Source organism: Paenibacillus sp. sgz302164 (genome assembly GCF_056120505.1).
Genome location: NZ_JBVYOL010000014.1, coordinates 92,110 through 118,374, shown reverse-complemented (window position 1 = coordinate 118,374; position 26,265 = coordinate 92,110). Strand labels below are relative to the sequence as shown.

The following is a 26,265-nucleotide window of genomic DNA, read 5'->3' as shown; positions in this document are numbered from 1 at the left end:
AAACATGGTGGATTTTGCCGCAGCTTGCACTCTGAATACCCATTCCAATCCTATTGTTTTATGAATGTCTCGAATTAGGCCGCGATTGTAACGTTGTAAAACCTTTATCTTGCAGATTTCTTAGGAGTTGCAGCGCTTCAGCGCGGGTTAAACCAAGGTTCCCCCCATATCCCGAAACGGTAGCCGAAGTTTTCCCCTGTGAATATCCGTTATCAAGTAAAAATTTAATTGCATAATCTTCATTTTTGAAATTTTTACCATTCAATCCGGAAACAATAGTAGCCACTTTTGTGCGATTAATCACTTGATCGCGATCAACCCCATCAAGTCCCAAATTATACTTGTTAGCATACATATAATATATATCACTCCAAATTGCAGTGCCTGGAGGATTTACGTGAAGAGCTTTAATGCTTTCCGGATACATGCGGAAGATCATAGCAAGAAACTCGGCTTCCTTCACGGTACTATCAGGCTTGAAAGAGCCGTCTTGATATCCTTGAACGATTTGATGTTCATTCGACCAAAGAATCGTATCATATGCCCAGTGATGCTTAATATCGTTGAAAACAGGCGCCTCAGTCACGTTTACACCCAATGAAACCGATTTATCGGCGTAGCTGACAACAATTTCAGTTGTCCCCTCGGAGATCCCTCTAATCGTTTGATCGTTTATAGCGATAATTGAATCATGAGAAGTGATCCTGACAGAAGATGTTACATCTACCTGCTCGCCGTCGTCATAATTGGCAATGATGTTTGGAAATGAAATTTTTGAACCGATACTTATTTCGCTTTCATAAGTTCCATATGTTAAATCGGTGACCGAAGGCGTATTTTGCAGCAGCGTAACCGCTCGGCTCCCCATGCTTTCCCAACGATCTTTAAAAGTCCAAAGATTATATGCTACGCGTTTGCCTGTGTAGGGATCATTGAAATATCCGTTATCATCATCCCAGCCAACAAGCAGCATCGCATGTTCCGGACCGTTCCAATGAATCCTATTGCCCTCGGAATCAACCCACGCGTCAACTTCTGCCGGTGCCATTAAATCCAAGGTTACCCATGCCACAACCGGCGATCCCCCTCGAACTGCAGCAAGCAGCTCATCAAAAGAATGGCCTGTCAAGTTTTTCGCTTTGCCTGGAAAATAGCGATCAATGATTTTCAAAATCGGTGTTTCGTACACGCCATAGCCTATCGTAGAATACGGATTCCCGACAAATACTTCATTCGGATTGCCGCCGACATAAGAATTATTAACTACTCCTGGCATCCGGCCTTTTGGCAATAAATCCGCTATATCCGTTTTCGCAACAGAAGCTCCAAAATAGTTCAATAACATTGTAGCAGCGGTTATCTCGCATCCGGACGGCAGTTCCGGAAATTGCGACTCTATTTGCACGTCATTTATCATAAACAATCGCTCGGCTGCTTGCGTTTCTTGGTTTGCAGGGAGAAAAAGAGTTAACATAACTAAAATGATAATTTTTTTAAACATGCCGGTCTCCTCAAGTGCCCATAAAAAATTGGAAAGCATAATGCCAAAGAAGCAATTCACTTTTACTACAAAATTAGGCTAATAGAACTATACGTTCTACATAATAATACAAATTTCTCCTTTTGGGAATCATAATTTGAATTAATAGTTAGCAAAGCAGGAAATATGAAGGAAAAACTCCATGGAAGTGGGCATGTAAAATGACACAGCTGATCCAGCCCCATCGTATAAAACGAACGGGTCCGGACCAGCTGTGTCCAAAGGTAGATTAAAAATCGGCAAAGAAACGAAATTCGCTGGCGTTAAGGTCTCATTTGACGTCAATGGTTACTTCGCGCGGTCTGTAGACCGCCGTAAGGCCGCCTTCCCGGTCCGCCGCAAACATGACCGTACGCTCGCTTTCCAGCTCAAAAGCGTAGCTCCGGCCAGTCGCCGGATCTTTTACCTCAACATTCGCATCCGCGCCAAACTCCGATACGAAAATATACAGCCCACCGTCGTCAAAGCTCAGCTTGCGCCCGTAAATACCCGGCCACTCGCCGCCTTGCAGCCATTCCAGCTCCGCGTCCACGCCTGCCTCCCGGATGGCGTACGCGTACAGTGCTGTCAACGCTTCGCTCCGCTCGTTCAGCTCGATTGGCAGCGGACACCAGATCAGCTGTCCCCGGCCCAGTTCATAGCGGCCGGCCTTGGCGATCTGCGAGCCTGCCGCCGCGGCGTGAATCTCTTTATTCGCTTGAGCGATGCGCGCCCCGCCGAAAGATACCGGATACAGCTTGCCTTCCAGCTCCATCAGCTCCTCGCGCAGCACGTTGCTCAGCACGGTATCGCCGACAACATCCGCAAGCCTTGCGCGAGGCGTCCAATATTCGTCCAGCCCGAGCGGCCCCGTAAACAGCAGTGTGCCGCCATGCGTACGAACATGATCCGTCAACCGCTGCAGCGCGGCATCGCTGAAATTGTGCGCGCTCGGCACGATGATCAGCTTCGGCCGGTCCTGCTCCAGCGAATCCAGATGGTACTCGCCAAGCGCACGGAACGGTACGTTCATTTCATAGGCAAGCGTCCGGGTCAACTTGGCCGTCGCGTCAAAAGCGAGCTTTCTCGTCGAGAAATCATTGGAGTAAGGGAAGATAGCGACGATTTCCTCCAGCTTTCTGCCTGCGAACAAATCGCGGATTCCGCCCATGAACGCGCCGAAATCGTAGGAAACGTCCGCCTCCGGCTTCTCCGTCCCGTCCGCCCGCAAAGCGCCGATATGCGACTCATTGATGTTGTTCATATAAAAGTTGATGTTCCAGATCCACTGCACGGCTCCGGCTCCGCCCGTCGAGAACGCATAAGCGTACTTGCGCTCCAAAATGTTGCGCAGCTCAAGCTCCGACCGCTTCGCCCGGCCGTCCGGCGTTTCCACGTACATGATGCCCGTTTCCTGCACCAGGTTCGGTTTATCCGGCGCTTTAGTAAAGATGCCGTCCCATACCAGCTGGTCCATCAGCCACCATGAATGCACAGTCGTATAGTCAACTTCCTCGGCGTAGAAAAAAGGAGACGGACGCTGCGCGCCAAGGCCCTCGTCCTGTCCGACCGTCGCCAACTGCCGCGGATTGATGCTGCGGATCGTCGCGATCAATTCGCCGGCCCAGCGGTTGTGCATATCCATCGTGAAGAGCGTATAGTCCAGCCATGGCGAGCTTTTTTTCTCCAACTGCTCTGTCGTATTCATGTTCATCTCGGACGCGTCGGGCAGCCGCACACTTGCAAAATCGGGCAGCTCCGCCGGCGTCATATTCCACCGTTCCTGCAGCTTGCGGATGCTGCCATGGCGCTCCTGCAGCCACTGCACAAAAGCCTCGTGCTCGAACTTGTCGTGAGCGGACTGAGGGCCGGCAAACGGCTTGTTCGGATTAAACATGGAAGGCTCGTTGATCAAGTCCCAATGAACGTTCGTTGTCTGCGCATGCCTGGAGACGACGGCCGCAATGAACCTTTTCTGCGCTTCGACGCTGCGCGGGTCGAGGTACGGATTTACGCCTTCCCACGCCTCCGGCGTGAATGCGAAGAAGTTGAACGTCACTTCGATATCGTGCCTTTTTGCGGTCAGAATGAAAGCGTCGATCGCCCGCAGCACTTCCTCGTAAGGATGGCCGTCGACGAACATCACCTGACGCCATGCGGACCAAATGCCTGTGCGGATCAGGTTGATGCCCGCCTTCGCCATTTGCGCGATGTCCCGGTCCCACACCGAAACGTTCGGCAGGAACAAAAACTTGCGCGCCACATCGCTGGTCATATAAGTCATGCCGACGACAGGCAGCGGACGCCCGTCCTTCACAAAATAGTCGCGGCCTGCCGACATCGGCTCTCCCTGGCGGAGAAGCTCCGCATCGTAGCCCCAGAAGCCTTGGCGGAACAAGCGGACCTCTCCCGTATTGGCGACGGCTTTGCACTCTGCCGTATAATAGCCCGCTTCCAGATCGACAGGCACTTGAAACCGCCGGTACGAAAGCTCGCGGGAAGCGTTCATTTGCACTTCGGCCGACCAGACCGGTTCGGTACCGTCCGCTTTGCCGACCTTGATCGAGAACGTCCAGGAGGCATTGGCCGAAGCCGAAAGGGCTCCCGCCCGGTTCCCCAAAGTTTGCAGCTGCACGGTCAGCGCAGCCCGATCCCCCGGATCGTAGCAAGCATAGTTGGGCTTGAACCAAATTTCCGTAACGCCTCTTTGGACAAATGCGGCCAGATCGGTGATCAGCGAAGCACCACCTTGCGACCAGAAGACGCTATCCGTCAGCAGGTTCGCCAAAACCCAGCGCCCGCCGGCAAAAACGCCCTTCGTGTTCTCGATCAGAACGACTGGGGCGGCGACTTCGCGGCCTTCTGCCGAGATCCCTTTTAAAAGCGGAATCATATGCGCATCCATAGGTCCGCTGGAACCGATCTGGCCCGGATGATCGTCCGAACGCGTAACGTGCAAAGCAAGACCGACGGTCGGCTGCACCGCAATGAGCGATTCGCGGCCTGCCAGCAGCGGCAGCTCGTCGTGCGCCGCATACCGCGCAATTGGAGCAGGATCGACAGGCAGCGCTTCGTGAATATGCAGCTTCTGATGGTAAACCGTTTGCTCGGCTTCCTGCTGCCAGCCGTTTTCGCCGCGATAGACAGGCACCTTGAACGGCACGCTGCCTACATGGACGATCCCTTTGCCCCTGCCGGCTAAACTTTCAATCGCCGTCCACGCATCTTTCGGAAAATATTTGCCGTGCAGATGAACGAACCCTTCCGCCCCCTCCAAAGCTTGCGCCAGCTCGGCAGCGGCAACCAGGCGTCCCACACCGGCAAGCTCCTCCAACTGCCCGCGCTCCGGGCGGACTCCTTCATAAGGAAAGTCAGGATCGTAAAAAATAACCAATTGGCTCATAAGTTCATCCTCCATAGGTACGCCGCTCAAAGCGCGCCCCCGATGTTATTATTGTTAGCCTAACAAATAATCGTTATGTACATAATGTAATCACTTTTCGCAGGAAGGTCAATGATTTTTTGCCAAAACAACGTTCACTTCCGTTTTTTTGTTATTTTGTTATCATAACGGACAATCCACGGCTGTCTTTTTGCTGTAAATTCACCCGCAAACCTCGATCCGTTCCGTACCGGACTAGCTCAGCAGCTCCATGCACCATATGGTCGACCGACCGCCGTCATGCAGCGCAACACCGCGCGCCGGGAGCTGCGCGCAGCAGCATTAGCGTCCCATCGCGAGCGGCAGCGCCATAAGATATGAAAACAGATCAAGTAAACGTTGCTTTCATCCGCTAGCGGCAAAAATCGGGCAAAAAAACGCGTTTTTGCGGTTTTACTTTCTTCCGCCTCAGGCGTATCATTCAATTATCCGACTGCCGCAATGCGGCGGATCGGATCGTTTAATCCCGCAAGGGAACGGGGGAACCGACACATGCCAAAGGCGTGCTTGTATCCGTGAGAGGCAAGCGCCAGCCGGCGGCATACGGGGTGAATCCTGGCTAACCCCAGGTAGGGCAACTCTCACGGCCCGAATCCGGCAGCTAACCTCGTCAACGCAATGGAGAGAGGACGGATGCGCGATGTTTAGCAAACTTCATCAATTGGAACAAATGGTACCCGAGAAAAATAAAGATATTGCGCTGTACGCCAAACACGTCATTGAAGCGCTGGATCAATTCGAAGACCACCACCGCAAGCTCGTCGCCGCACAAGCCATTGCCGGCATCAAGCAAAACGGCGAAGTTGAATCGGCCTTTTACGAGACGATCCGGAACATGAAAGACCATCTGCTCGCAACACTGGAATGGACAATCGAAGATCTCCAGCACAAAGGCGACAAAAACTATAAAAAGCACTTTGTCGACGGTGTGGAGTAAACCGAAAAGAACGTACAAAACCTCCAGTCCACGATGATCTGGCAAAACACTTTGTCGACGGTGTGGAGTAGTCGAGAAGAACGTACAAACCTCCGGCACCGCTTAATCTGGCAAAACACTTTGTCGACGGTGTGGAGTAAGTTGAAAAGAGCGCAAAAACCTCCAGTCCCGCTTAACCGGCGAGGCTGGAGGTTTGTTTGTGGTGCGGCGCGGCATGGCGTGGCAGTTGACAAACTGCGGAAGTGCAGACCTGCCCTCTAGAGCTGACGGGTCATTGGCAACGAGCTGAAAGCCTGCAAAAGTACAGGCTTTTTCGCTTAAAACGACCCGTTCGGAGGAAAAACCTGCAATTGTGCAGGAATTCCCGCTCCTAACAGGGCCGAGCCCCGGTTTTAGCGAAAAAACCTGCAGATTTGCAGGAATTTTTCCCCTGCACGGGCAGCGTGGAGCAAAAAGATGTACTTTTGCAGGCTTTGCGATGCCAATTGGGTTGGGGCGCTGTTTTCAATGGTGGTGTAGAACGTGCAGAACATATCGTTGGAACCTTTGGCGCCCCTGTCACCCTTAGGACTCGCGAACGGCCAGTACGCGAACCCGTACATAGTCCGCGCTCCAGGCGCCGTTCGCGTAGAGACGCGGACGCAGCCGCTCCTCGGCGCGGCGCAGAGCCGTTTCTTTGACGTCGTCCGCGAGGCCGTCAAAGAAGAAGTCGGCGAAGGTGTCGATCCAGAGCCGCATGCCTTGCTCCCCGCCCGAAAGCGCCGTCGGGCGGGCAAAATGCTCGGCGCAGGCGACGCGGAAGCCGTGCGCCTCCAGCAGCGTGGTATATTCCCCGATACTCGGGAAATACCACGGATTCCGCGCCTGGGCATCGATGCCCAGGCCTTGCAGTGCCTCCGCGATCGCCTCTGTGATCGCGGCGATATTGTCCTTGCCGCCAAATTCGGCGGCAAAGCGCCCGCCCGTCCGCAGCGCGAGCCGGACGGTTTCCACCGCCGCTTCCGGCGGCTTGATCCAATGCAGCGCAGCATTGGAGAAGACGCCGTCGAAGCGGCGCGGGCTGCGGTAGGCGGTCGCGTCCCCCACCGTGAATTCCAGGCCCGGGTATTTGGCCCGGGCCTGCGCGATCATCGACTCGGAGAAGTCGATGCCCGCGGGTTCTGCGCCGAGCCGCGCCAGCTCGGCGGCGAGGTCTCCCGTGCCGCATCCGAGGTCGAGGATGCGCTCTCCGCGCTGCGGCGCCAGCAGCGCCAGCGCGGTTTGGCCGTAGCCGGAGACAAAGCTCATGTTGGCATCATACTGCGCGGCATTCCAATTTTTCGCGGCTTGTTCTTCTGTCATGGAATCATCCCTGCTTTCTTATGCATACTAGGCTGGCTAACGTTAGTTGGTTTTATTATACTCGCCACACTTATAATTACTAATATATAATAACTCTTATTTCCATAGATAATACCTATAAGTGTTCGAGGAGTCTATCCGACGAACTCGGTAGAAGGTATGTGCAAGCGAATTGGCGGTTTCTACCCAGCGCTAGCGGCATATATGCAGTTTTGTTCATTAAGTCCGCACAAAAGCAACTCCGCCCGACAGACTCCTGGTTGAACGCTACGAAAAAAACGTTCATTCAGGACGACCAGTTAGTCTGTACTATGATCCGTAAGTTCCCGGCACTGACGAACTGCTCTAGCGTTATTCGCACTTCTTAGTTGAACGTTTCGTCTACGCTACAATACGTAGTTTCCCATCGTCTGCGCGATGGCGCTATCGAACTGGACGAGCGTTATTCGCCTTTATTTCTTCGCGGCTGCGTTGTAACGAACCTGAGCGTCGTTGTTAGGCTCCTCCATCGTTCATTCGGGTGGTTTTCCCACGAAATAAGGCTGCCTCGGTGCGTTACATGCTGAAAAGCCTTCTGGGAGCACGTTTAAGACTTGTATGGTTCGTTACAATTTGTTTGGCCGCGAACTTGCGTTATTGTAACCCACTACTGCTTCAGCCGCAAGCAGGCCCGATCAAGACGGGAACTGCCTCTAGCCTCTACGCTTCACAAATAAGACAGGACGATCGAAATCGCCACACCCCCGAGGGAGATCCAAAATAAATAAGAGCGGGCCAGTCTACGCAGGCTTTTGTCCTGCCGGTCGATGACCGTTTTTTTGCGCGAGCCGCTTTCGCCGGTTTCTCCCTCCGTCTCGTCCGAAATCTGGGTGCGCCAATTGATAAATTGGAAGCCGATCCCGCTGACTACCACGGAAATCATCAACAAAATCAACGAACCCATAAAAAGTTTATCCGAAATAGACTGCATCCTCTTGCCTCCTGTCCCGTTTCTCCCAAACGACCGCCCTGCCCTGAAATGATTTCATCACCCGGACGAGCCGCGCCATCGGTACGGGAGTCTTGGTGTTACTATTATACTTCAAATGGGATAAACCTCTATCGGTGTTTTTCGAAAATGTGAGGGCCGCGTTTAGAGGCAGGTTTAATCGGTTAAAAAAAAGCCTCAACCGCAAAAACGGTCAAGGCTCCATGCAAGCGATACTTTCGTTGTCAAAGCGAAAACGTATTACAGCGTTTTATCCCCTGGCTTCCAGTTTGCCGGGCACAAGCCCCCTGCCTGCAAAGCTTGAAGCACGCGCAGCGTTTCTTCCACGCTGCGGCCGACGTTCATGTCCGTCACTACCTGGTAGCGGAGAATGCCTTCCGGATCGATAATGAACAGTCCGCGGTGCGCCGCGCCCGTAGCCTCGTCAAGCACTCCGTAAGCTTTTGCCGTCTCTTTGGAAAAGTCGCTGACCAGCGGGAAGCTCACCGGACCGATGCCATTTTGCTCGCGCGGCGTTTGCGTCCACGCTCTGTGCGTATAGACGCTGTCGACGGACGCGCCTACGATCTCGCAATCAAAATCGAGGAATTGCGCGTAGCTGTCGCTGAATGCCGTAATTTCCGTCGGACATACGTAAGTAAAGTCGAACGGCCAGAAGAAGAAGACCAGCCACTTTCCTCTGTAATCCTCAAGCGAAATGGATTCCTCCAAAGTTTCCATATTTTTCGTCGACAGCAGGTTGAAGGACGGGGCGGGCAGACCGATTTTGGCGGTTTCACTGGCTTGTACAATAGTTTGTGTCATGTTGTTTGCTCCTCTCGAATTGGATCGTTTTATGCGGTAACTTCAGCTAACGCTTTTTTCAGCCGGGTGACGTTCATGCCCAAAATTTTGTGCTCTCCGATCACCGTAACCGGCAAGGACATCATGCCCATGTCGTGCAGCTCTTGGCCGTATTGATCGTTAAGATCGATATTTCTTTCTTCGTAAGCGACATTTTGCTCGGTTAAATATTTTTTAAGCTGTTGGCAATAAGGGCAGTTGGTGCTGGAATATACGATAACGTTGGACATTGGTATCCATCTCCTTGTCAGTAGGTTATTTATATTGCGGGATCAATTGAGCCCGTTTGTTAATGAATTTATCGACCGCCATCGCGGCAATCGCTCCGTCCGCAGCGGCAACGACCGCTTGTTTCACGGGTGAGCGCCTTACTTCTCCGGCCCCGAACACACCGGCTACGGAAGACTGCATGAAGCTGTCAACGATCATGAAGCCTTCCTCATCCAGCGGAACCTGCTCCTGCAAAAAGTCGGTGCCGGGCTTGCTGCCCGACAGGAAAACAAACACGCCGTCAACCGGCAAAACTTCTTCCTGGCCTGCGGCCGAGCGGATTTTGAGGCCCGTTACCTGATTGTCGCCGATGACTTCCAAAGCTCTCGCTTTAAAAAGAAGCTCGGTACCCGGCAGCTCAGGCAGATGATCGACACCTTGCAGTTCAGGCCGCGGGATGACAAAAAAGATTTTCTCGGCAAATTTGGTCAGCGCATGCGCCTCTTCCAACGCTTCCTCCGAGTCGCCGATGACAGCGACCGTCTTGCCCGTGAAAAAAGCGCCGTCGCACGTAGCGCATGTGCTTACGCCGCGGCCGAGCAAATCTTCCTCGCCGGGAAGCATCCGGTTGCGCCCCTTCGAGCCGGTAGCTACGATCACCGACTTTCCTTCGAACGTCCCGTCTGCGGTAAACACATACTTCGTTTCACCTTCCACATCGACGGCGGTAATCGTCGTCTGCACGAACTCCGCGCCGAAGCCTTTGGCCTGATCGCGCATCGTATCGAGCAGTTGTTTTCCCGTCATTTCCCCAGGCGCACCCGGGTAATTCGCAATTTTATGCGTGATGGCAAGCGCCCCCGTATTCGGAGCTTTGTCGATGACGAGCGTCTTCAGGTTCCCCCTTGCCGTATAAATGGCCGCCGAAGCCCCTGCCGGACCCGCCCCGATAATAATGACATCGTACATAACGTCACTCCCTTTCTCCAAAATCCATCGCTTTTTGTTTCATTCATTTCGACTGATAACTCATATCACTTAATAATGATTATAAATAAAAATAAATTAAAGTCAATACTAATTTAGAATTATTATAATTTATTCTAACGACACAAATGTTCCTACATAACTGTAGGTTGAAGTACAACGACAAGAAAATCTCCTCATTAACGACATGAAAACCACTCGAATATGCACAGTAACTCAGCTCAGTAATTCAACGATCTACTTAATTTTCCACCCCAATTGACACAACGCCCCCTACATTTTGCACATAATTCAAAGACGATCTATCTAATCAATCATATATATCTCCAAATAAACAAATCTATCTTTATTTCGAATTCCCTATCCCAATTTGTCCAAATTGTTCTGACACTACTATTTTCAGTTATAAAACTATAACCACAATAGCATCGATAATGATCGCCATACCTAAAATAGTACATCTGTGTCTTGTTACACCTTATACATGTGTCCCTTAAACTTATCCCGTGGAAAGGGCATTTATTCAAAACCCTTAGTTGATGAAAAATACTATGAAAGTGATATTTCAAGCATTCCTCACAATATTTAAAGTATTTACTAAAGTGATCATAGGGTTTTCTGCCTAAATACGATGAGTTACAAACCTTTTTTATAAACTCTCTTTGTTTTTTAAGATCGTAATTTGTATAGCACATTTATCTTAGATGACACTATGGTTATATCAGTATCCGTTTTGCAGTCCTATGTTTAGTCTACGGTGATGTCATCACCGTATAGATATCTTTTTATGAAACATTTCATCTAATAACATTATTTCTGCTTTTTGGCTGACGGCATGGTTCCCAAGCTTTACATCAATAATAAAGTCATTGCTCAGCATCTGGTGGTAACGGGAAATAATATCGTTTTCGGGCAATTCCCCCAATGCCTTCGTTTCGGGTGGGATTACCGGAATACCGGCTTGCTCTACCCGGTTAATGTTTTGTTTAATATCTGCGGCGATCTTGCTTAGAGTGCTTACACTCCTTGCTGATTCTAAATCCACCATTCCGTCATTCGTATAGAAATGCTTGTTGACGATAGCCAATGCAGTATGTGAAATATGGAATGCCTGAATGTCTTTTTGAATTTCATAATGTAAATCCACCGATTCAAATATTTTGGCAAGCTCTTTCCCTCTTTCGGTAGTCAGTCCATTTATTTCACCAAAAATGGTCCCTTGATGTTTTTCGGAGCCGAATTGGGCATATAGAACATCCTCTTTGATGTCTCCACCCGCACCCGGGAATCCTGGGAGTAACCGGTCGCCCACGATTTCAAGCCAGCTGTCATATCCAATGGTGTTGGTCAAGGTGACAATGGATTTGCTCTGATTATTCTTGATCACAGTTAGGGCATATTCGGCCTGATCATATCGTACTGGAACAAAAATAAAATCATAAATGTCGTCGTTATCAAGCTTTTCTATCGTTTTGATCGATATTTGCTTCATTGTTCCATTATCGTTGTATCGCAGTCCGTTCCTTTTCAGTGCATCCAGTCTCTTTCCTCGTGCCAGCATTGTTACGTCCAGTCCGTACTGTGCAAATCGGAGAGCATATACACTACCAATCACACCAGCACCAAATATTAAAAGTCTATTTTGTTTTGTGTTCATTATGTTCCTTCCTTTCGGAAAAATCGTCACAAATTGTTTAAGCAACATCTGTCTGGTACAATAATATTACTGAATTTGTATGAATACAACAGGCAGATTCAGTGGAAAGTTGCATAGACAACACAATGTGATATTTGATGTTTTAGAAGGGGATATGGATATGGTAAATCTGCAAGATCCAAGGGTTTTGCGCACACGACAGTTAATAAGGGAAGCATTCAGAGATTTGTTGCGGAGTAAAGAATTTGATGCAATAGCCATAAAGGATATCGCACAGAAAGCCACCATTAACCGCGCCACCTTTTATGCCCATTATGAAGATAAATATGCTTTGCTTGAAGAAATCACAGAACAGGTTTTTCGTGAGATGATTCCCGAGCAAGTGATGAATGCACCGGAGTTTACAGTTGAAATATGTGACCATTTGATCTTGCTGACACACCACTACATTGTAGATTTTTACCAGATATGCAGAATGGATTCCAAATCGATTGCTGCGCTTGTGGATGAAAAGGTAAAGAAGATGTTGCAGCAAATAATAGAAAGCATTTTTTCGAAAGGGCAATATACAGACCACCACCGTACAAAGATCATTTCGGCTATGACAGGCTCAGCGATCTATGGCGCTGCGCATTATTGGTTAACTGTTGGGGAAAATAATCGAACCGATTTACTTATAGATATTGTTCGTCCTTATGTAATGAATGGTCTGGGGCTGTATTGCAGTTGCGATGAATATATAAACGATTCGCCGACTGCGCCTTTAGGTTAACGCTTAGTTAGCCTAATATTTTATTTATCAGTCGAACACTTTAGTTATACGAACTCGCCGGCCAGATCCTAGAGCTGCACGAAGCCGTGTCGCAGGCTCGCCAGTCTACAACTTAATTTTCTGAGTTTATCAAGAGCTAAATATAAAAAAGTCAGATAAAATAAAGAGTTCTACATATTGTATATGACTAATATGTGGAACCCTTTATGTTTAACTATCGTACCCGTTAGTTCAAAAAACGTCTCTAGAAATACAAGTCGATACAGCTCATTGATAACAAAATAAATTAGGTATTGACTGACTAGTCACTTTTTAATAAAATACCAATAAAAGGAGGTTAAGCATGGCCAGACCAAAAAGCGAAGACAGACAAAACGCTATTATGTCGGCAGCGATTCGCGTTATTGCCTCCAAAGGATTGGGCGCAGCAACGGCAACAATCGCGAAAGAGGCTGGCGTCTCTAACGGCTCACTTTTCACCTACTACGAAACGAAGACCCATTTGTTGAACCATCTCTACTTAGAACTAAAGGCTGAGATGGCTGAAGTTTCCTTAGGCGAACTTCCGATGGAGAGCGACGTCCGCATGCAGGCGCTTCATATGTGGTCCCATTGGCTACACTGGGCAACGTCCTATCCAGAAAAGCGCCGGACACTCGAGCTTCTGAGCATATCAGACGAAATCACAAAAGAGAGCCACCAGACTGCGAGTCTGGCGCTCACCGGAATGAGAGAGCTTCTGAAACGGAGCAGTGAAAATGGGCCCATGCGCGAAGCACCGATAGGATTCATAGCTGCCCTCATGACCGGGTTAGCGGAAGCGACAATCAACTACATGCTTATTGACCCGGCCAACGCAGACAAACATTGTATGGCTGGATTCGAAGCCTTTTGGCGAATACTTACTTAAATTTTTTTAACCACATAATGACTGACTAGTCATACATTTAAGGAGGAATTGAAATGAAAAAGGAAACCATTATGAAAAGAACTGCCCGCACCACACAAGCATGGGTCATCACCGGCCCTACGTCCGGCATTGGCCGTCGCACCGCGCTCGAGCTCGCCAAACACGGCACCGTTGTGTTAGTCGGGCGTGACCCTAATAAGCTCAGCGAAGTCAAAGCTGAGATCAACGCCTTGCCCGGCGGTCACGCTTTGTCAGTCGTCTGCGACTTCGCCGACATCAAAAGTGTTCACCGAGCTGCTGCTGAGATCGTCGCGCTCAAGCTTCCGATCGCCGGTCTAGCGAACAATGCGGGTATTATGCCGATGAGGGGCGGCCGGAGTGCGCAGGGTTGGGACCTCGCTTTCGCGACAAATCACCTTGGACCGTTCGTATTCACGGAGGCGCTAATTCCACATCTGCCAGACGGTGCAAATGTCGTGTTCACCTGTTCGGGCGTTGAGGATCCTCAGCGAAAGCCCGCTGTTGTTGCTGGCTTCCGCGGTGGGCGTTACATCTCCGCCGAGTCAAGCGCACGAGGCGAATGGGAACCCGGCGGTTCTTCGAAGCTGGGATATGACGCCTATGCAACCTCAAAGCAGTGCAATCTTGCGACGGTTTTCGCATTCACGCGTGAGATACCGCGTCTGCGATTCAACGCCGTCGAGCCGGGTTTCAACCCCGGCACCGGTCTTGGCCGCGACGCGAATGCCGTTCTTCAGTTTATCGCGAAGTATGTGATGTCTCCACTAGCCCCTTTAATCAAGTACTGGAGCACCCCGAAGCGAGCCGCTCGCGTTATTACCAAGGTTCTAACCGACACGTCCGATGCGACCGGAGTGTACTACGACGAGAATGGAAAGCCTATGCTTGCCTCGGCACAGGCACGTGACGTGCAGTTCAGCGAACGAGTCGTAGACGAGACTCGAAAGCTGCTTGCCACAGTCCGCATGGGTTAAAATATTCGCATGTTAGTTGAGAAAAGGCCGCCGACTGGATCGGCGGCCTTTATTGAGCTATTGTACCCGTTAGTCATAATGAACGAGGCGGCCCCTCATTCGCCTAACGTAGGTTGCTTTTGGTTAGAATGTGTAGTGGATTCTACTTAAAACCAAATGCAGAGCTACATTCGAAAGGAGCCGCTATTATGAAGGATTACACAAAATATGTTGGTTTAGACGTATCAAAAGATTCAATTTCTGTTGCTGTCGCAGATACTGGACGTGGTGAACCACGTTTTCTCGGAAACATCCCACACACTCCTGAAGCTATCCGCAAGCTCATGAAAAAAATAGGCTCTCCTGAACATTTGTATGTTTGCTACGAAGCAGGACCAACTGGGTATGGCCTTTTCAGATTTCTGCTTTCTCTCGGTATTGACTGTATAGTTGTTGCACCAACCCTTATTCCACGACGCGCGGGAGATCAACAAAACGGACCGAAGGCTCGCACAGCTTCTTCGAGCTGGCGAACTTACACCTGTTTGGACTCCCGACGAAGACCATGAGGCTTTGAGAGACTTGGTTCGCGCTCGTCATGACGCTAAGGAAGATTTACACCGAGCTCGACTTCGCCTTGTCCAATTTTTGCTTCGCCATGATCTACGCCCGGTAAAAGGAACACGGAATTGGTCTGTTAAGCACAGAGAGTGGCTGGACAGTCTTCGTTTTGAAAAATCATCATTACGAATCGTATTTCAAGAGTATCTTCATGCCATTGATGAAGCGATGGACCGAGTGAAGCGCATCGAATCTGAAATTCATGAACAAGCAACGAGTAGTGTTCATGCGCCTGTTATCCAAGCTCTTCAAACCATGCGTGGAGTAGCAGAAGTGACCGCGACCACGTTAGTAGCGGAAATCGGACAATTCTCTCGTTTTTCAAGTCCCAGGCAATTAATGTCGTACGCCGGACTTGTTCCTAAAGAATATTCAAGTGGAGCAAGTCGTTGGCAAGGATCTATCACCAAAGTTGGGAATGCTCACATTCGTCATGTCATCGTAGAATCCGCTTGGGCCTATCGTCACTCCCCTTCTTTAAAAGGACAACTCCGTGCTCGTCAGGAAGGACAAGACTCTGAGGCCAAGCGTATTGCCTGGAAAGCTCAACACCGGTTGCATCAGAAATATCATCTGATTACGTCTCGAGGGAATGCTGGAAAAAAGGCTGCCGTGGCTGTTGCCAGGGAACTCATTGGGTTCATTTGGGCTATTGGCTGTGAGATCGAAAAGAAACAGTCTGAAGCTTTGCTTGCATAGTTGTTATTCAAAAGAACTTTTTGGTATTGAAAAGGAGAATTTGAAACTTTGGCTCGGAGGCAAAACCCCGGTAAGGAGAACCCTCATGTTGAACTATGCACTAGGCACTGATTGATAGCCGAACGTGCGCCGTTAGTCAGAGGCAGCTCCGCGACGGATGGATTGAAATGCGGTACCCAACCCGCGCATATCAGACTGTTAACCACCGTCAACGTCTTTGCCTTCGTGCCAAGGTTTTAAAAGCTTTTTAAACCTTAACACACCTTGTTAAAAATAGATTTTCCCGAGTTAAAAATAAAATGAGACTGATTTATTAAAAGAGGTATTGACCGCCTCGTTCATATCAGTCAGTTCAATCTCTTAATTTTAGAAGTGCCTCATCTTGCAATCTTGTTATAATTTCATTAACAGTTTCTTCAGGGGTCAATTCAGATGAGTCCAACCACATTCCGATTCGAGGTGTTTCATTTCGCAACAGACTATCCAATCCTTCAACGGTCCAAACACCATATCCTTTTTTAATACGGGCAGATTCCCTTAGTGTGACAACTGACGAGTTTGGACAAAGAACCACCACATAGAAAGATCGGCTTTGGATATAGGATATAAAATCATTCAACATTGGTCCAACCACGACGTCTTGAACTACTACTGTAAAGCCTGCATGAAAATAGGCATCCGCGGACTGTGCGGCAAGCCGATATCGTAGACGTAATTGGTTCAATTCATCACTTCCGGCATCTGGGTGTACCTCTTTGCGGTTATTAACAATCATTCTCCGGAAAATATCTCCCCGCAAATGAACCGATTTCTCGTACCGTTCGGAAAGCAACTGTGCTACCGTTGATTTCCCACTCGCCATTATTCCGGTAATTAAAATAATGCTAGGACGTTCTGTCAACATTGTGGCGCTCGCTGAGTGCTTTCAATGTCTTAAGACTCTGACGGCTAGTTTCTCTGTCGGTTAGGTAAGTTCCGGGTTCAACACCATTATCCCAACCACAACGTGTATGGGTGACATCAGCAACAAGAAGGACAGCACCAGTTTTTGTACGTGCCAGGAATGACACGTGACCAATCGTGTGACCATGCGTTGGAATGGCAAAGAATGAGCCATCGCCAAACACATCGACAACACCACTCAAGCTGCCATCTGGATTTTTACGGAATGGCAATTCTTCAAGAGGCGGACGTCCAGCCAGCATACGATTGTTTGTGCCTTGCGCCATCATATTTAGGAAGAGACGGGCGTTGGCTTCGTTCTTACCAGTAGATAGGTGTTTCTTTAGGACAGCTGGTAGACCTGTTACGTGGTCGAGATGGATGTGTGTCAAAAAGACACCCGCGAGAGGCGCTCCCTCGGCTGCAATCACATCTTCAGTGCTTGGCTGGGCGTTCATATCGTTGATACCACCATATTTTCTAAGCACCCAGCCAACACCAACTCCGCTTGGATCCTCAACAAGACGCTTGCTGACTCCCTTCTGGTACCAAGTGATTGCCTCCGCCCACCAGAAAGCGAGCACCATACTTCTTCAAAATTTCAGGGGTAGCTGCCATGTATGCTTGAAATTTTTCCATGTCGTGGACATCAATGCCTATGACCCAATAGCCTTTAACCATTCCTCTTACTCCTCCTGCCATTCGCTATTTATTTTGCGCATTAACGCTGGACCAAGCGTGCTAATTACGACATCAGAATGATCAATAGCTTGATGAACCAAAGCTTGATTATTTAGCTCTCCGACGTTCGGCCACCCCTTTCTCGTATGTCACCTCAGGACTTCAGCCAGCCAGGCGTCCTCGGCCGCGTAGTCGAAGAGGTACGGCTGCGCATAGGCCAACAACGGGAAGATTTCTCTCCAGTCCCGTCCTGCCAGTTGCCCCGCCAGCCACTCGACCGTCTCCGTCAGGCTCTGGGCGTGGGCCGCCACTGGCCGGTAGCCCAACTCCCGTTCGGCAGCGGCCATGTCGCAGATTACTGGGTGATCAACCATCCATAGTGTTTTTCCCACGGACCGCGACGGAGCCGGACCGTCCAGCAGTAACGTCTCGGGAGCCTCTACGTCCATCACGGCATCAATTGCCGCTCCGATCTCGGCCACTGTTAGCACCTCAGGGTCACAGGCGTTGAGCACGCGAGAGCCTGGGTTCGCAGCCGCCAGCCGAATCAACTCCGCGAGATTGTAAACGCTCACCCGATGGAAAAGACCTGCCCCACGGTACTCAAGAACTCGTTGACGCCGCCCGTCAAGGTTACGCTTGATGAAGTACAACTCGTAGGGAAAGGAACTGTATGGGCCGTAAACAGCGCCCGCGCGCAGTATCGTTGTTGGCAACTGGTTGCCCGCAGCAAGTAGTTCTTGCTCCATAGCCGCCTTGCCGGTGCTGTAGGTGGCCTCGCCGGGCCGGATCGTCCGCTGGCTCTCGAGGATCGGCACCGGGAAGTGGGGGAAGCCGTCCGGTTCCGCCACCGTCTCGAAGTTCCGCCCCTTGTCGTCCTCGTATACTAGCGTTGTGGAAAGGACCACCGCCGAGCCGATGCGATCCGCCAAAGCAGTCAACTGCCGTGCGTGTGCCGCACCGTAAGAGACGACATCCACTACCACGTCACAGCTGTCGCCGATTGCGGCGGCCAGGGCCGCATCATCGGCCCGATCGGCCTGCGTGACCCGTACCTCGTCAGGCCATCTTTCGTCCCGCCCCCCGCTCCGGGAAACCGCTGTTACATCCCAGCCGTCCCGCGCCAGCGCATCCACTGCCGCTCGCCCAATCTGTCCCGTCGCCCCGATCACCACAGCACGTTTCTTTTCCATAGTAATTCCTCCATTTATAATTATTTAAACAAACACATGAACTAAAGCTTGATTATTTAGCTCTCCGACGATAATCTTCAAATTCGGATTTGACATTTCAGTGCGATCTGGACTTCTAACATATGCGATAACCGCATTTTCTTTGAGGCTCCTTTCTTTTTTTGTGCTTGTATTAAGCACAATTTATTCTAATAAAAAGTTGCATATGATCTTGCAACTTAGTGTTAGCTATAGAGCTTTATTGTTTGTTCTTTAAATGAATTGGACTCGATCCATTAATTGAGCAATCGTGTAACTTCGCAAATACTCAATTGTCTTTAATTCGGCTTCCTGGAGAATCTTTTCAAGTTCAACATCGAACTGTTCAACATCTAACCGTTCTCCGGCTTCGCAATCATAATCCACTTTATAATCCGCTTTAATTTCGGCATCATTGGAAACACTACTTATTGCTTCATATATATCGCCTAATGTAATCTCTGCTGAAGATTTTCTTAAAAAATATCCCCCCTCCCGTCCGCCTTTTGATTCAACAATACCGGCATTGTTCAATGACTGCATAACTCTGCGAATAAAAGTAGCATGCGAATCGACTTGACTCGCTATCATCGCACTGTTTATCAAGTTGCCACTTTTGGCTATCCAAAGAATGGCTTGAATCGCTATTTTTAACCGAGGGGGACCAATGTGAACACCACGAGACGCTGTACTCAATATTCTCCCTCCTTCCCAATTCAAATTGTAACTTTAATAAGCACGTTATAAACAATGAAACATCTATATACAAAGGGGTTTTTAAATTTTAGCATTTATTCTTGTCGCGTTGCTCAAAGACTGCCCATTATTAAACCAAAGTATCCAATACGGGACAATCGACGTTTTTTGTAAACTAGGAGAATGCGTTAGCTCAATGATTATTTAGAAGCAATTCACCTGCTTTGCGAGGGACAGGTGAATTGCTTCTTTCTTTAACTTTTCGGCTATGTGATTGCTAACGCTCATTGACTTAAATAATAAACCCAACGATGAATGTAAATGTTGCTGATCACCTGTATAAAAGGGATTATTCTGTTACCAACTGATCACGGAGCGATCTCTAAAAAACTTGCCGGTCGCTCCTACATTGCCCGTCGCCAGCCAAACAGCCGTATCGGCCCCTTGTTCAACCGATCTCGGAGCGTCAGCAGTGCCCATATCGGTACGAACCCATCCCGGACATATCGAATTTACCGTGATTTTGCTGCTACTTATGTCTGCTGCCAATTTTATCGTAAGCGCGTTCAGGGCAGTTTTGGACATACTGTATGCAAAATATCCGCCATACCCGCCCATACCATCATTTAAAGCTCCCATGCTGCTGGATATATTGACGATTCTGCCCTCTGCACTGCTTTGCATTAAAGGTATGAGCACTTGCGATAAGAGAAGCGGACCGTACACATTCGTTTCCATCGTAGTTCGAACCGTATCCAAATCGATATTTGTCGTATCCTTATTACCATCGATATTGATGCCTGCATTATTGACCAGAATATCAACGACTCCGAATTGCTCCCGGATGTCGTAAGCCAGCTTGCGAATACTGGACTCATTAGACACATCAAGCTGGTGAAAATGAACGTCAAGCCCTTCCTGCTTCAATTTGTCACTGGCCGCCATCCCTTTGTCTTCTTCGCGAGCCGTCATGATGACGGTGACGCCAAGCTTTCCTAGCTGTTTGGCAATTTCAAACCCGATCCCCCGATTCGCTCCCGTAACGATCGCAATTTTTCTTCTCATACGGATATCCTCCTCATTTTCATTTTCTTTATTCATGCTCAACGACCAGAAACGTTCATTTGTCGCTTCATCATTTGTTCCAGGCGATGTTTTCACTGCTTCGCGCTTTTCAAAATATTGCCCGTTCACAACTTGCACGTTTAGGCGAAGTGGCAAGATATACAGGAGTTTCGACACCTTTTTCCGTTTTTGCCGAGATCAGCCCGAACATAAACTGCATGAAGCTCGGCATTTGCTTGAGCAAGCTCGACTTGATCAGTCCGGGATGCAAGCTGTTGATCGTCACATCCGTACCTTCCAGACACTTAGCCATTTCCTTCGCAAAAATGACTAGGCCGAGCTTAGTCGGGCCTACCGCTTTTAAGCCGGCTTTAAGTCAAATCGAAAAATTCCCGGTCTTTTTTTCCGAGAACGACCAGATCGTAATAAACAAAACTGGTAAACCCACGTGAATGCAATTCACTTGAAGTTGCTATTCCGATACTTGGCACCTGTAACTGTAACTATTTCATTTTCATGTTGCCGCCCCCTCATTATTCAATTGACACTATGTCAGTAATTATATTACACAATAACTTACATTTTGTCAACTAACCCATTATAATAAGCTCAAAGGGAGATCGGAACAGATAGGCACACGCCCGTCGATTTATAACTATTACAAGACGAAGGACAAGGTATTGCTGGACCTTCTGGCGCGGGAATTGCTATGTTAGCAAGCCAGTTTGTTGGAAGCAGAAGACTGGATTCAGTGGGGACTTCGCTGCCGACTCACTCCGATGGTCGAAGTGGCCAAAATGCTGCAAAACCACTACGATGGCGTTGTCCGATGCACCATAATCAGCTACTAAGTGCGGTGTCCGTTTAATTGATGATATGGCCGGACTTGCTTACCATTTATCGAATGGAGAAGGGTACGAAGGAGCCAAGATGTCCAGGTTAAAATGAAGAAAAGCCGGTGCTATAACCGGCCAGGAGACTATCAAGCAAAAAGTGTAACCTTTGAAAAGGAATCTAGCAAACAAGTGCCGAGGGCTTGACCTGGAGCCTCTGGCGGGTCCGGCGTACGCGCGATGGGCGAAGGGGCAGGGCCTTTTTAGCGTCGGGCATCAGCCTACCAGACCCGCCGCCTTCACCTCAAGCCCCGCTTTTAGCGTACTTGAACGCGATCGGGATAACAAACCGTTAATTGCAACAAAACTTGGGAAATCCATCCCTTTTTTACCACTCATTTACTAACTTTAAGATGTTGTTTGTGATTACTGCCGCTTGCGCGCGAGTTGCTTGAGAATTCGGTGCGTATTCACCGTTGCCTAATCCGCTAATTATTCCAGCTGATTGCAGTGCAATAACTGCTTCTAACGCATACGGAGAAATTGTATCTACATCCGCAAATGCTATAGGGGCATCTACTCTCAACACAAGCCCAGCATATACTAAAACTTTATAAGCCATTACGGCCATATCCTGTCTGGTAATTTCGTCATCCCCACCAAAACTGCCGTCTGTTCTGCCGTTAACAATGCCTAATTGGTGTGCTGTTGCAACCGCGTCAAAGTACCACGTGTCTGTCCTGACATCAGAAAAAGTTGTCACCGCACCTGCCTTAGCAGTTAATTCGAATACATTCATCAACATGGATAAAAATTCAGCTCTTGTCACTTTTTCGTCAGGATTGAAGCGTTCATTATCCACACCTTTAACTATTCCTCGTGAAGCTAACACCTCGATTGGATCCTTCGCCCATACTTGCTTTACATCTGCAAAGTTCACTTCGGCATATGCCACTGCATACTGACTAAAGTGCTTAGGCTTGAATTCCACCTTACCTTTGGCTGGATTATACTTGCCATTCTTTACAATCTCCAGTTCTCCGTTATCTTTAATGTAGTAAATAACAACCTTGTTCGGATTCTCACCAGGCTTCAACTGATATGGCACTGCTACTTGAACATCACTTCGACCATCGAACTTACTAACCTTCAGACCGTCAACCGATAGATTAAAATCGTACACTACAGCATCTTTTAATCGAGCTCGTATCTCAGCCGGTAAGCTGGAGGTATCCACTTTAGCCACTGAAACCTTCACATTCTTGGCTGCTGCTGAACTCTTTGAAATTAGTTTAGTGGAAACAGTTATTGTAGCCAATTCAGTATCAATTTCGATATCTTTAATCGGTGCTGTTTCTTTACTTAAAAGTTTATCAACCGGAACTTCGACTTCCATTTGATTTGTATTTGTAGAAGTCTCTACTTTAATATGAAGTTTGTTGCCTTCAGTTTGTTCAAGTACGCTCTTCATCGTTACAGCATCCAGCTTAACAGTCGCTGTTCCGTCAGCATTTGTCATCGGTTTAACAAGTACTTGACCGTTAGTCACAATTGCGTTGTCAGACGTGTTTTGGGTGGAACCGTTGCCAGACGTGTTTTGGGCGGAACCTCCACTACCGTTATTGCTTGGGCTATTTGGTGATGATTCGACTACAACGCGAACGCGATCCAGATTCTCAACCAGTGCGTATGGAGTCTTCGTGTCACCATCACGTTGGGAGGTCACTTTCAGCGATGGGAAGTAGGTACCTGGTTTGGTATAAGTGTAATACACCCATGCTGTAACCGAAGACGTGTCATACACCGATGCTGTCACCGAAGGCTCCGGTGTTCCGAAAGGCATTTCCGTGAAATTGCCCGTACCTTCGAAGTCCCATTTCGTGCTTATAACCTTGCCGTAACCAGACGGGACTGCAGCTTTCCCCTCGAAGGTAACGCGTTGACCGGCTTCAACATGTATCGTATTACTGTTATTCACTAAAAGATCAACGACAGGCTGTATTCCTTTTCGTTCATCGGCACTCTCCGGTAACTTAATCTGACTTTCGACTACATCGTAGTGAGTAGATTCTACAGGAGCCACACCTTGTTCTACCCAGGCACTTAAGTCACGAAGCGCCTGCTGAAAAATGCCATCATACTTCACTACAACAGGACTGCGAGGTTCACCATCGTAATGGTCTGCATTGTCGGTGTACCATAGCCGGAAATTATCATCGAAGCTTTCTCCAAGGGACTCCTTCACTCTTGCACGATACCAGTCCCCATTCCAAGGAAGAGCACCTAGATCGAGCAGGTTTGTGATTAAGATGACTTTCCCTTGAATTTTTCCGCTGTGTGAAGATACTCCCCCGCCAGCCACGCCACCAATGATCATGGGTCCAATCTCCATTGGACGCTGTGGGTAAATCGGCGTTCCATCAGCCGCTCTGAACTGATCCCAAGGATAAAAGCCAGGCCTGCTCGGAACCTGATGACGATGGTACGAAAGTAATGCTAGGGACCAACGGTTGTCGATATGCAATTTAACACCATTCTTTATGGCGTTCAATACGTTAGCAGAGTTTCCGCTCCCGATCGTGAATACTTTAGTCGCTGTATCCAGTGAACCTGTCAGTTTTCCGACCTCTGTCTTTCCATCAACCGCATAAAGTGTGTAATCCGTACCGGTTCGAGTCAGTTTCGTCGGTGGGCCATTCACAGAAAAACTAATCGGTACATTATGCTCATCCCGAATGACTTGCGTTATAGTGGCGAATTGGTCAACCTTGGCGCTACGGAACAAATCGCCGAGGTCCGATTGTTCCGTCCCCAGATAGCCTGGTTTAGTCCAGAAGTCTTCGACATAAGTGCTATCCGTTGCTCGAATCACGTCCGCGAAGCCGAGGAGCGCCTCAGGATTGCTCAGACCGAGCGCTTTGTAATTCTCCCATGCCTTAAGCGGTATCCCCAACTGCGTTACCTCTCGCAGCACTGACCTCTCCATTTCATTCAAACTGGCATAAGGATCACCACTGCCTCCTGGGTTTAGTGCATCCGAAATCTGTGGCGCCTTGTCATTCAGTACAAACCCCGCAAAGGCTAGTATGAATGCGCTATTCGGAATAGATGTCGGTATGGCCGGGACAAAAGGTACAGCACCATCCCATACCCCCGAGGTATTCTCAATGGCACCAACAGTTTGAATGGAGCCGCCGCTGCCTCCGTAAATGTAGCCGTAGATCCGACCAGAAGTGCCGTAGTACTCCGCAGCTACCTTTTTTGAAAATTTTGCGGCGGCCGCATCGACCCGGTATCCGCCGCCTCCGTTTGTCTGTACCGTATACGCACCGCTGTCTGCGCCAAAGCTGATCGTTACGTCCTTGGCATTCTCGTCAGAAAGCGGATATACCAGTTGGAAAAAACGCCCTTCCCACTGGCTCTTCGGCGGGAAGTAAAAGTTGAACTTCTTATCCGTGCCCTCAAAGTGGCCAGATACTTTTCGATGCGGTACCGGGGTGATCAGATCGGTCACAGTGTCTATAACCGGTTGATTGTAATCCGGATCCTCGCATTCAGGAGTGATCCATATAGGCCCGGATACTTGCTTCGATGTACACTCCTCAACTGACGTAGACTTGGTCTTCTCTAACGGCTCCGCAGCGGCACTTATACTCGGTGTTAATAAAGTACTCCACATAATCACCGCACCGGCCGCAGCAGCTATCCGTTCAAATAGTTTAGAGCATTTAAATTTCTTTTTTGTTTTTTTAGATATCTTCATCGTATTCCTCCCCTTCAAATAGAAAAATAGCCGTAAATAATTTAACGAAACTCTTAACGATTCGAATCTGCAAGCGCTTACGGAATTAACAATCTACCTCCTCATTTATTTAATGAGATTTCCTGAAATAAGTATATTTCAATCAAATATATAGCGTAATGAGACTTTGTTTAGATTCTAGACTTCCATTTGCAATTTTTCTGAAAAGGCTGAGCATTTTTCTGTCCGGCAGGCGATTCCGTAAAACTAAACTGGTAAACCCACGTGAATGCAATTCACTTGAAGTTGCTATCTCGATACTTGGCACCTGCAGCAGACAGGAAGAAATCATCAATGCCTGCGACACATTATTCAGTCAAAGCGGATATGAAGGCGTAACATTTAAGGCAATTTCCGAAATGACTTCTTTTACACGCCCGTCGATTTATAACTATTACAAGACGAAAGACGAGGTATTGCTGGACCTTCTGGCACGGGAATTGCTGCGTTGGCAAGCCAGTCTGTTGGAAATAATAAACACCACAGCTAAGATGACAAAGGAACAATATAGCGGCTTTCTGACGAAGACTTTGTTATCGCATGAAAAGATGTTGAAGCTGCTTTCCATACTCTTTTCAGTTCTCGAGATCAACAGCAGTGTTGAAAAGCTTGCAGATTTCAAAAAGGTTACCCATTTTCTGGACACTATATTTGCAAGCTTGGACAAATATTTTCCTGAAGCGGCCCCAGAAAACAAGGCCACTTTCGTTTGGTCGTTTTCGGTGTATATTCTGGGGCTGTATCCGATATCTCATCTGTCGCAAAAACAGCTTGAGGCTATTCAGTTAGCCGGGATTAATTACTCCAAACCAGATCTTGAATATTTGTGTTACCACGGGATACTTCCACTACTTTCTGGCTTGTGATATTACGTTCACCAAATCTATTTTTATAGGAATTATGGTATGTTAGGTAAAAAATGGTGGGTCTTAGGACCGGCGTATTCGATGTGAAATCGCCATGATTTGCGACCTCGATTTGATAGGCCGATTGGATAAAGCCTCCCTTCTCCGATGTCAGTTCCCAGTTGAGCCGGGGACGAGTATCGTCTATACCCAATGGATTCTTTCTGTAATTCACCTGAAGGTTCGTAACATGCAAAATAGCTCATATTAATCTTCGCTCCTTTAGGATC

General features: G+C 48.6%; 24 protein-coding genes and 1 riboswitch. Of the genes, 7 read left to right on the top strand and 17 right to left on the bottom strand.

What is annotated here, in order from left to right; translation table 11 throughout:
* Positions 1 to 58 precede the first annotated feature (58 nt).
* Positions 59 to 1,501, bottom strand: coding sequence for a C39 family peptidase (locus AC0LWT_RS22690; RefSeq protein ID WP_474683555.1), 1,443 nt, complete (start codon positions 1,499 to 1,501; stop codon positions 59 to 61).
* 310 nt (positions 1,502 to 1,811) lie between these two features.
* Positions 1,812 to 4,922 carry a beta-galactosidase gene (locus tag AC0LWT_RS22685; protein WP_474683554.1) on the bottom strand — a complete coding sequence of 1,037 codons (3,111 nt, stop codon included), beginning with the start codon at positions 4,920 to 4,922 and terminating at the stop codon, positions 1,812 to 1,814.
* Positions 4,923 to 5,408: 486 nt separating this feature from the next.
* Positions 5,409 to 5,592, top strand: a riboswitch (cyclic di-AMP (ydaO/yuaA leader).
* A gap of 9 nt (positions 5,593 to 5,601) precedes the next feature.
* Between AC0LWT_RS22685 and AC0LWT_RS22680 the strand changes: the two genes are divergently transcribed.
* Positions 5,602 to 5,898 (top strand): hypothetical protein, encoded by a 297-nt coding sequence (locus tag AC0LWT_RS22680; RefSeq protein ID WP_474683553.1) that lies wholly within the window; start codon positions 5,602 to 5,604, stop codon positions 5,896 to 5,898.
* Between the two features lie 564 nt (positions 5,899 to 6,462).
* Here AC0LWT_RS22680 and AC0LWT_RS22675 read toward each other — a convergent pair.
* The 6 genes from AC0LWT_RS22675 to AC0LWT_RS22650 form a co-directional block, all read right to left on the bottom strand.
* Positions 6,463 to 7,239, bottom strand: coding sequence for a class I SAM-dependent methyltransferase (locus AC0LWT_RS22675; RefSeq protein WP_474683552.1), 777 nt, complete (start codon positions 7,237 to 7,239; stop codon positions 6,463 to 6,465).
* 706 nt (positions 7,240 to 7,945) lie between these two features.
* Positions 7,946 to 8,209 (bottom strand): hypothetical protein, encoded by a 264-nt coding sequence (locus AC0LWT_RS22670; protein ID WP_474683551.1) that lies wholly within the window; start codon positions 8,207 to 8,209, stop codon positions 7,946 to 7,948.
* A 258-nt stretch (positions 8,210 to 8,467) separates the two neighbouring features.
* Entirely contained in the window at positions 8,468 to 9,031 is a 564-nt protein-coding gene (locus AC0LWT_RS22665) for a peroxiredoxin (protein WP_474683550.1), read from the bottom strand.
* A 29-nt stretch (positions 9,032 to 9,060) separates the two neighbouring features.
* Complete coding sequence (locus AC0LWT_RS22660) at positions 9,061 to 9,300, bottom strand: glutaredoxin family protein (RefSeq protein ID WP_474683549.1); 240 nt, start codon at positions 9,298 to 9,300, stop codon at positions 9,061 to 9,063.
* A 25-nt stretch (positions 9,301 to 9,325) separates the two neighbouring features.
* On the bottom strand, positions 9,326 to 10,249 hold the full coding sequence (locus AC0LWT_RS22655; RefSeq protein ID WP_474683548.1) for an NAD(P)/FAD-dependent oxidoreductase: 924 nt from the start codon (positions 10,247 to 10,249) through the stop codon (positions 9,326 to 9,328).
* 784 nt (positions 10,250 to 11,033) lie between these two features.
* Entirely contained in the window at positions 11,034 to 11,924 is an 891-nt protein-coding gene (locus tag AC0LWT_RS22650; RefSeq protein ID WP_474683547.1) for a ketopantoate reductase family protein, read from the bottom strand.
* Positions 11,925 to 12,084: 160 nt separating this feature from the next.
* Here AC0LWT_RS22650 and AC0LWT_RS22645 point away from each other — a divergent pair, with 160 nt between their 5' ends.
* From AC0LWT_RS22645 to AC0LWT_RS22625, 5 genes are all read left to right on the top strand, one after another.
* A complete protein-coding gene (locus AC0LWT_RS22645; protein ID WP_474683546.1) occupies positions 12,085 to 12,696 on the top strand; it encodes a TetR/AcrR family transcriptional regulator in 612 nt (203 codons plus the stop codon).
* A 343-nt stretch (positions 12,697 to 13,039) separates the two neighbouring features.
* The gene (locus AC0LWT_RS22640; protein ID WP_474683545.1) at positions 13,040 to 13,606 is read left to right on the top strand and encodes a TetR/AcrR family transcriptional regulator; all 567 of its coding nucleotides are present in this window, start codon (positions 13,040 to 13,042) and stop codon (positions 13,604 to 13,606) included.
* A gap of 53 nt (positions 13,607 to 13,659) precedes the next feature.
* The gene (locus AC0LWT_RS22635) at positions 13,660 to 14,601 is read left to right on the top strand and encodes an SDR family NAD(P)-dependent oxidoreductase (RefSeq protein ID WP_474683544.1); all 942 of its coding nucleotides are present in this window, start codon (positions 13,660 to 13,662) and stop codon (positions 14,599 to 14,601) included.
* A 188-nt stretch (positions 14,602 to 14,789) separates the two neighbouring features.
* Positions 14,790 to 15,149: a hypothetical protein gene (locus tag AC0LWT_RS22630; RefSeq protein ID WP_474683672.1), complete on the top strand. Its 360-nt coding sequence runs from the start codon at positions 14,790 to 14,792 to the stop codon at positions 15,147 to 15,149.
* Positions 15,031 to 15,900 carry an IS110 family RNA-guided transposase gene (locus tag AC0LWT_RS22625; RefSeq protein WP_474683543.1) on the top strand — a complete coding sequence of 290 codons (870 nt, stop codon included), beginning with the start codon at positions 15,031 to 15,033 and terminating at the stop codon, positions 15,898 to 15,900. The genes AC0LWT_RS22630 and AC0LWT_RS22625 overlap by 119 nt, the downstream gene beginning before the upstream one ends.
* 352 nt (positions 15,901 to 16,252) lie before the next feature.
* Here the strand turns inward: AC0LWT_RS22625 and AC0LWT_RS22620 are convergent, their stop codons facing one another.
* The 8 genes from AC0LWT_RS22620 to AC0LWT_RS22585 form a co-directional block, all read right to left on the bottom strand.
* Positions 16,253 to 16,804 (bottom strand): phosphotransferase-like protein, encoded by a 552-nt coding sequence (locus AC0LWT_RS22620; RefSeq protein WP_474683542.1) that lies wholly within the window; start codon positions 16,802 to 16,804, stop codon positions 16,253 to 16,255.
* Positions 16,785 to 17,330, bottom strand: a complete 546-nt coding sequence (locus AC0LWT_RS22615; RefSeq protein ID WP_474683541.1) for an MBL fold metallo-hydrolase — start codon at positions 17,328 to 17,330, stop codon at positions 16,785 to 16,787. Before AC0LWT_RS22615 ends, AC0LWT_RS22620 begins: the two co-directional genes overlap by 20 nt.
* Positions 17,331 to 17,358: 28 nt before the next feature.
* Positions 17,359 to 17,523 carry a DUF1330 domain-containing protein gene (locus AC0LWT_RS22610; protein WP_474683540.1) on the bottom strand — a complete coding sequence of 55 codons (165 nt, stop codon included), beginning with the start codon at positions 17,521 to 17,523 and terminating at the stop codon, positions 17,359 to 17,361.
* Positions 17,524 to 17,672: 149 nt separating this feature from the next.
* Positions 17,673 to 18,716, bottom strand: coding sequence for an NAD-dependent epimerase/dehydratase family protein (locus AC0LWT_RS22605; protein WP_474683539.1), 1,044 nt, complete (start codon positions 18,714 to 18,716; stop codon positions 17,673 to 17,675).
* Positions 18,717 to 18,968: 252 nt separating this feature from the next.
* The gene (locus tag AC0LWT_RS22600) at positions 18,969 to 19,430 is read right to left on the bottom strand and encodes an RrF2 family transcriptional regulator (RefSeq protein ID WP_474683538.1); all 462 of its coding nucleotides are present in this window, start codon (positions 19,428 to 19,430) and stop codon (positions 18,969 to 18,971) included.
* Between the two features lie 357 nt (positions 19,431 to 19,787).
* The gene (locus AC0LWT_RS22595; RefSeq protein ID WP_474683537.1) at positions 19,788 to 20,495 is read right to left on the bottom strand and encodes an SDR family oxidoreductase; all 708 of its coding nucleotides are present in this window, start codon (positions 20,493 to 20,495) and stop codon (positions 19,788 to 19,790) included.
* Between the two features lie 109 nt (positions 20,496 to 20,604).
* Complete coding sequence (locus AC0LWT_RS22590) at positions 20,605 to 20,781, bottom strand: hypothetical protein (RefSeq protein ID WP_474683536.1); 177 nt, start codon at positions 20,779 to 20,781, stop codon at positions 20,605 to 20,607.
* A 935-nt stretch (positions 20,782 to 21,716) separates the two neighbouring features.
* Positions 21,717 to 25,091 carry an S-layer homology domain-containing protein gene (locus AC0LWT_RS22585; protein ID WP_474683535.1) on the bottom strand — a complete coding sequence of 1,125 codons (3,375 nt, stop codon included), beginning with the start codon at positions 25,089 to 25,091 and terminating at the stop codon, positions 21,717 to 21,719.
* A 158-nt stretch (positions 25,092 to 25,249) separates the two neighbouring features.
* On the opposite strand from AC0LWT_RS22585, the gene AC0LWT_RS22580 reads away from it, so the two are divergent.
* Positions 25,250 to 25,996 carry a TetR/AcrR family transcriptional regulator gene (locus AC0LWT_RS22580; protein ID WP_474683534.1) on the top strand — a complete coding sequence of 249 codons (747 nt, stop codon included), beginning with the start codon at positions 25,250 to 25,252 and terminating at the stop codon, positions 25,994 to 25,996.
* Here the strand turns inward: AC0LWT_RS22580 and AC0LWT_RS22575 are convergent.
* Positions 25,926 to 26,231 (bottom strand): glycoside hydrolase family 78 protein, encoded by a 306-nt coding sequence (locus AC0LWT_RS22575; RefSeq protein ID WP_474683533.1) that lies wholly within the window; start codon positions 26,229 to 26,231, stop codon positions 25,926 to 25,928. The two genes, AC0LWT_RS22580 and AC0LWT_RS22575, sit on opposite strands and share 71 nt — an antisense overlap.
* Positions 26,232 to 26,265 lie beyond the last annotated feature (34 nt).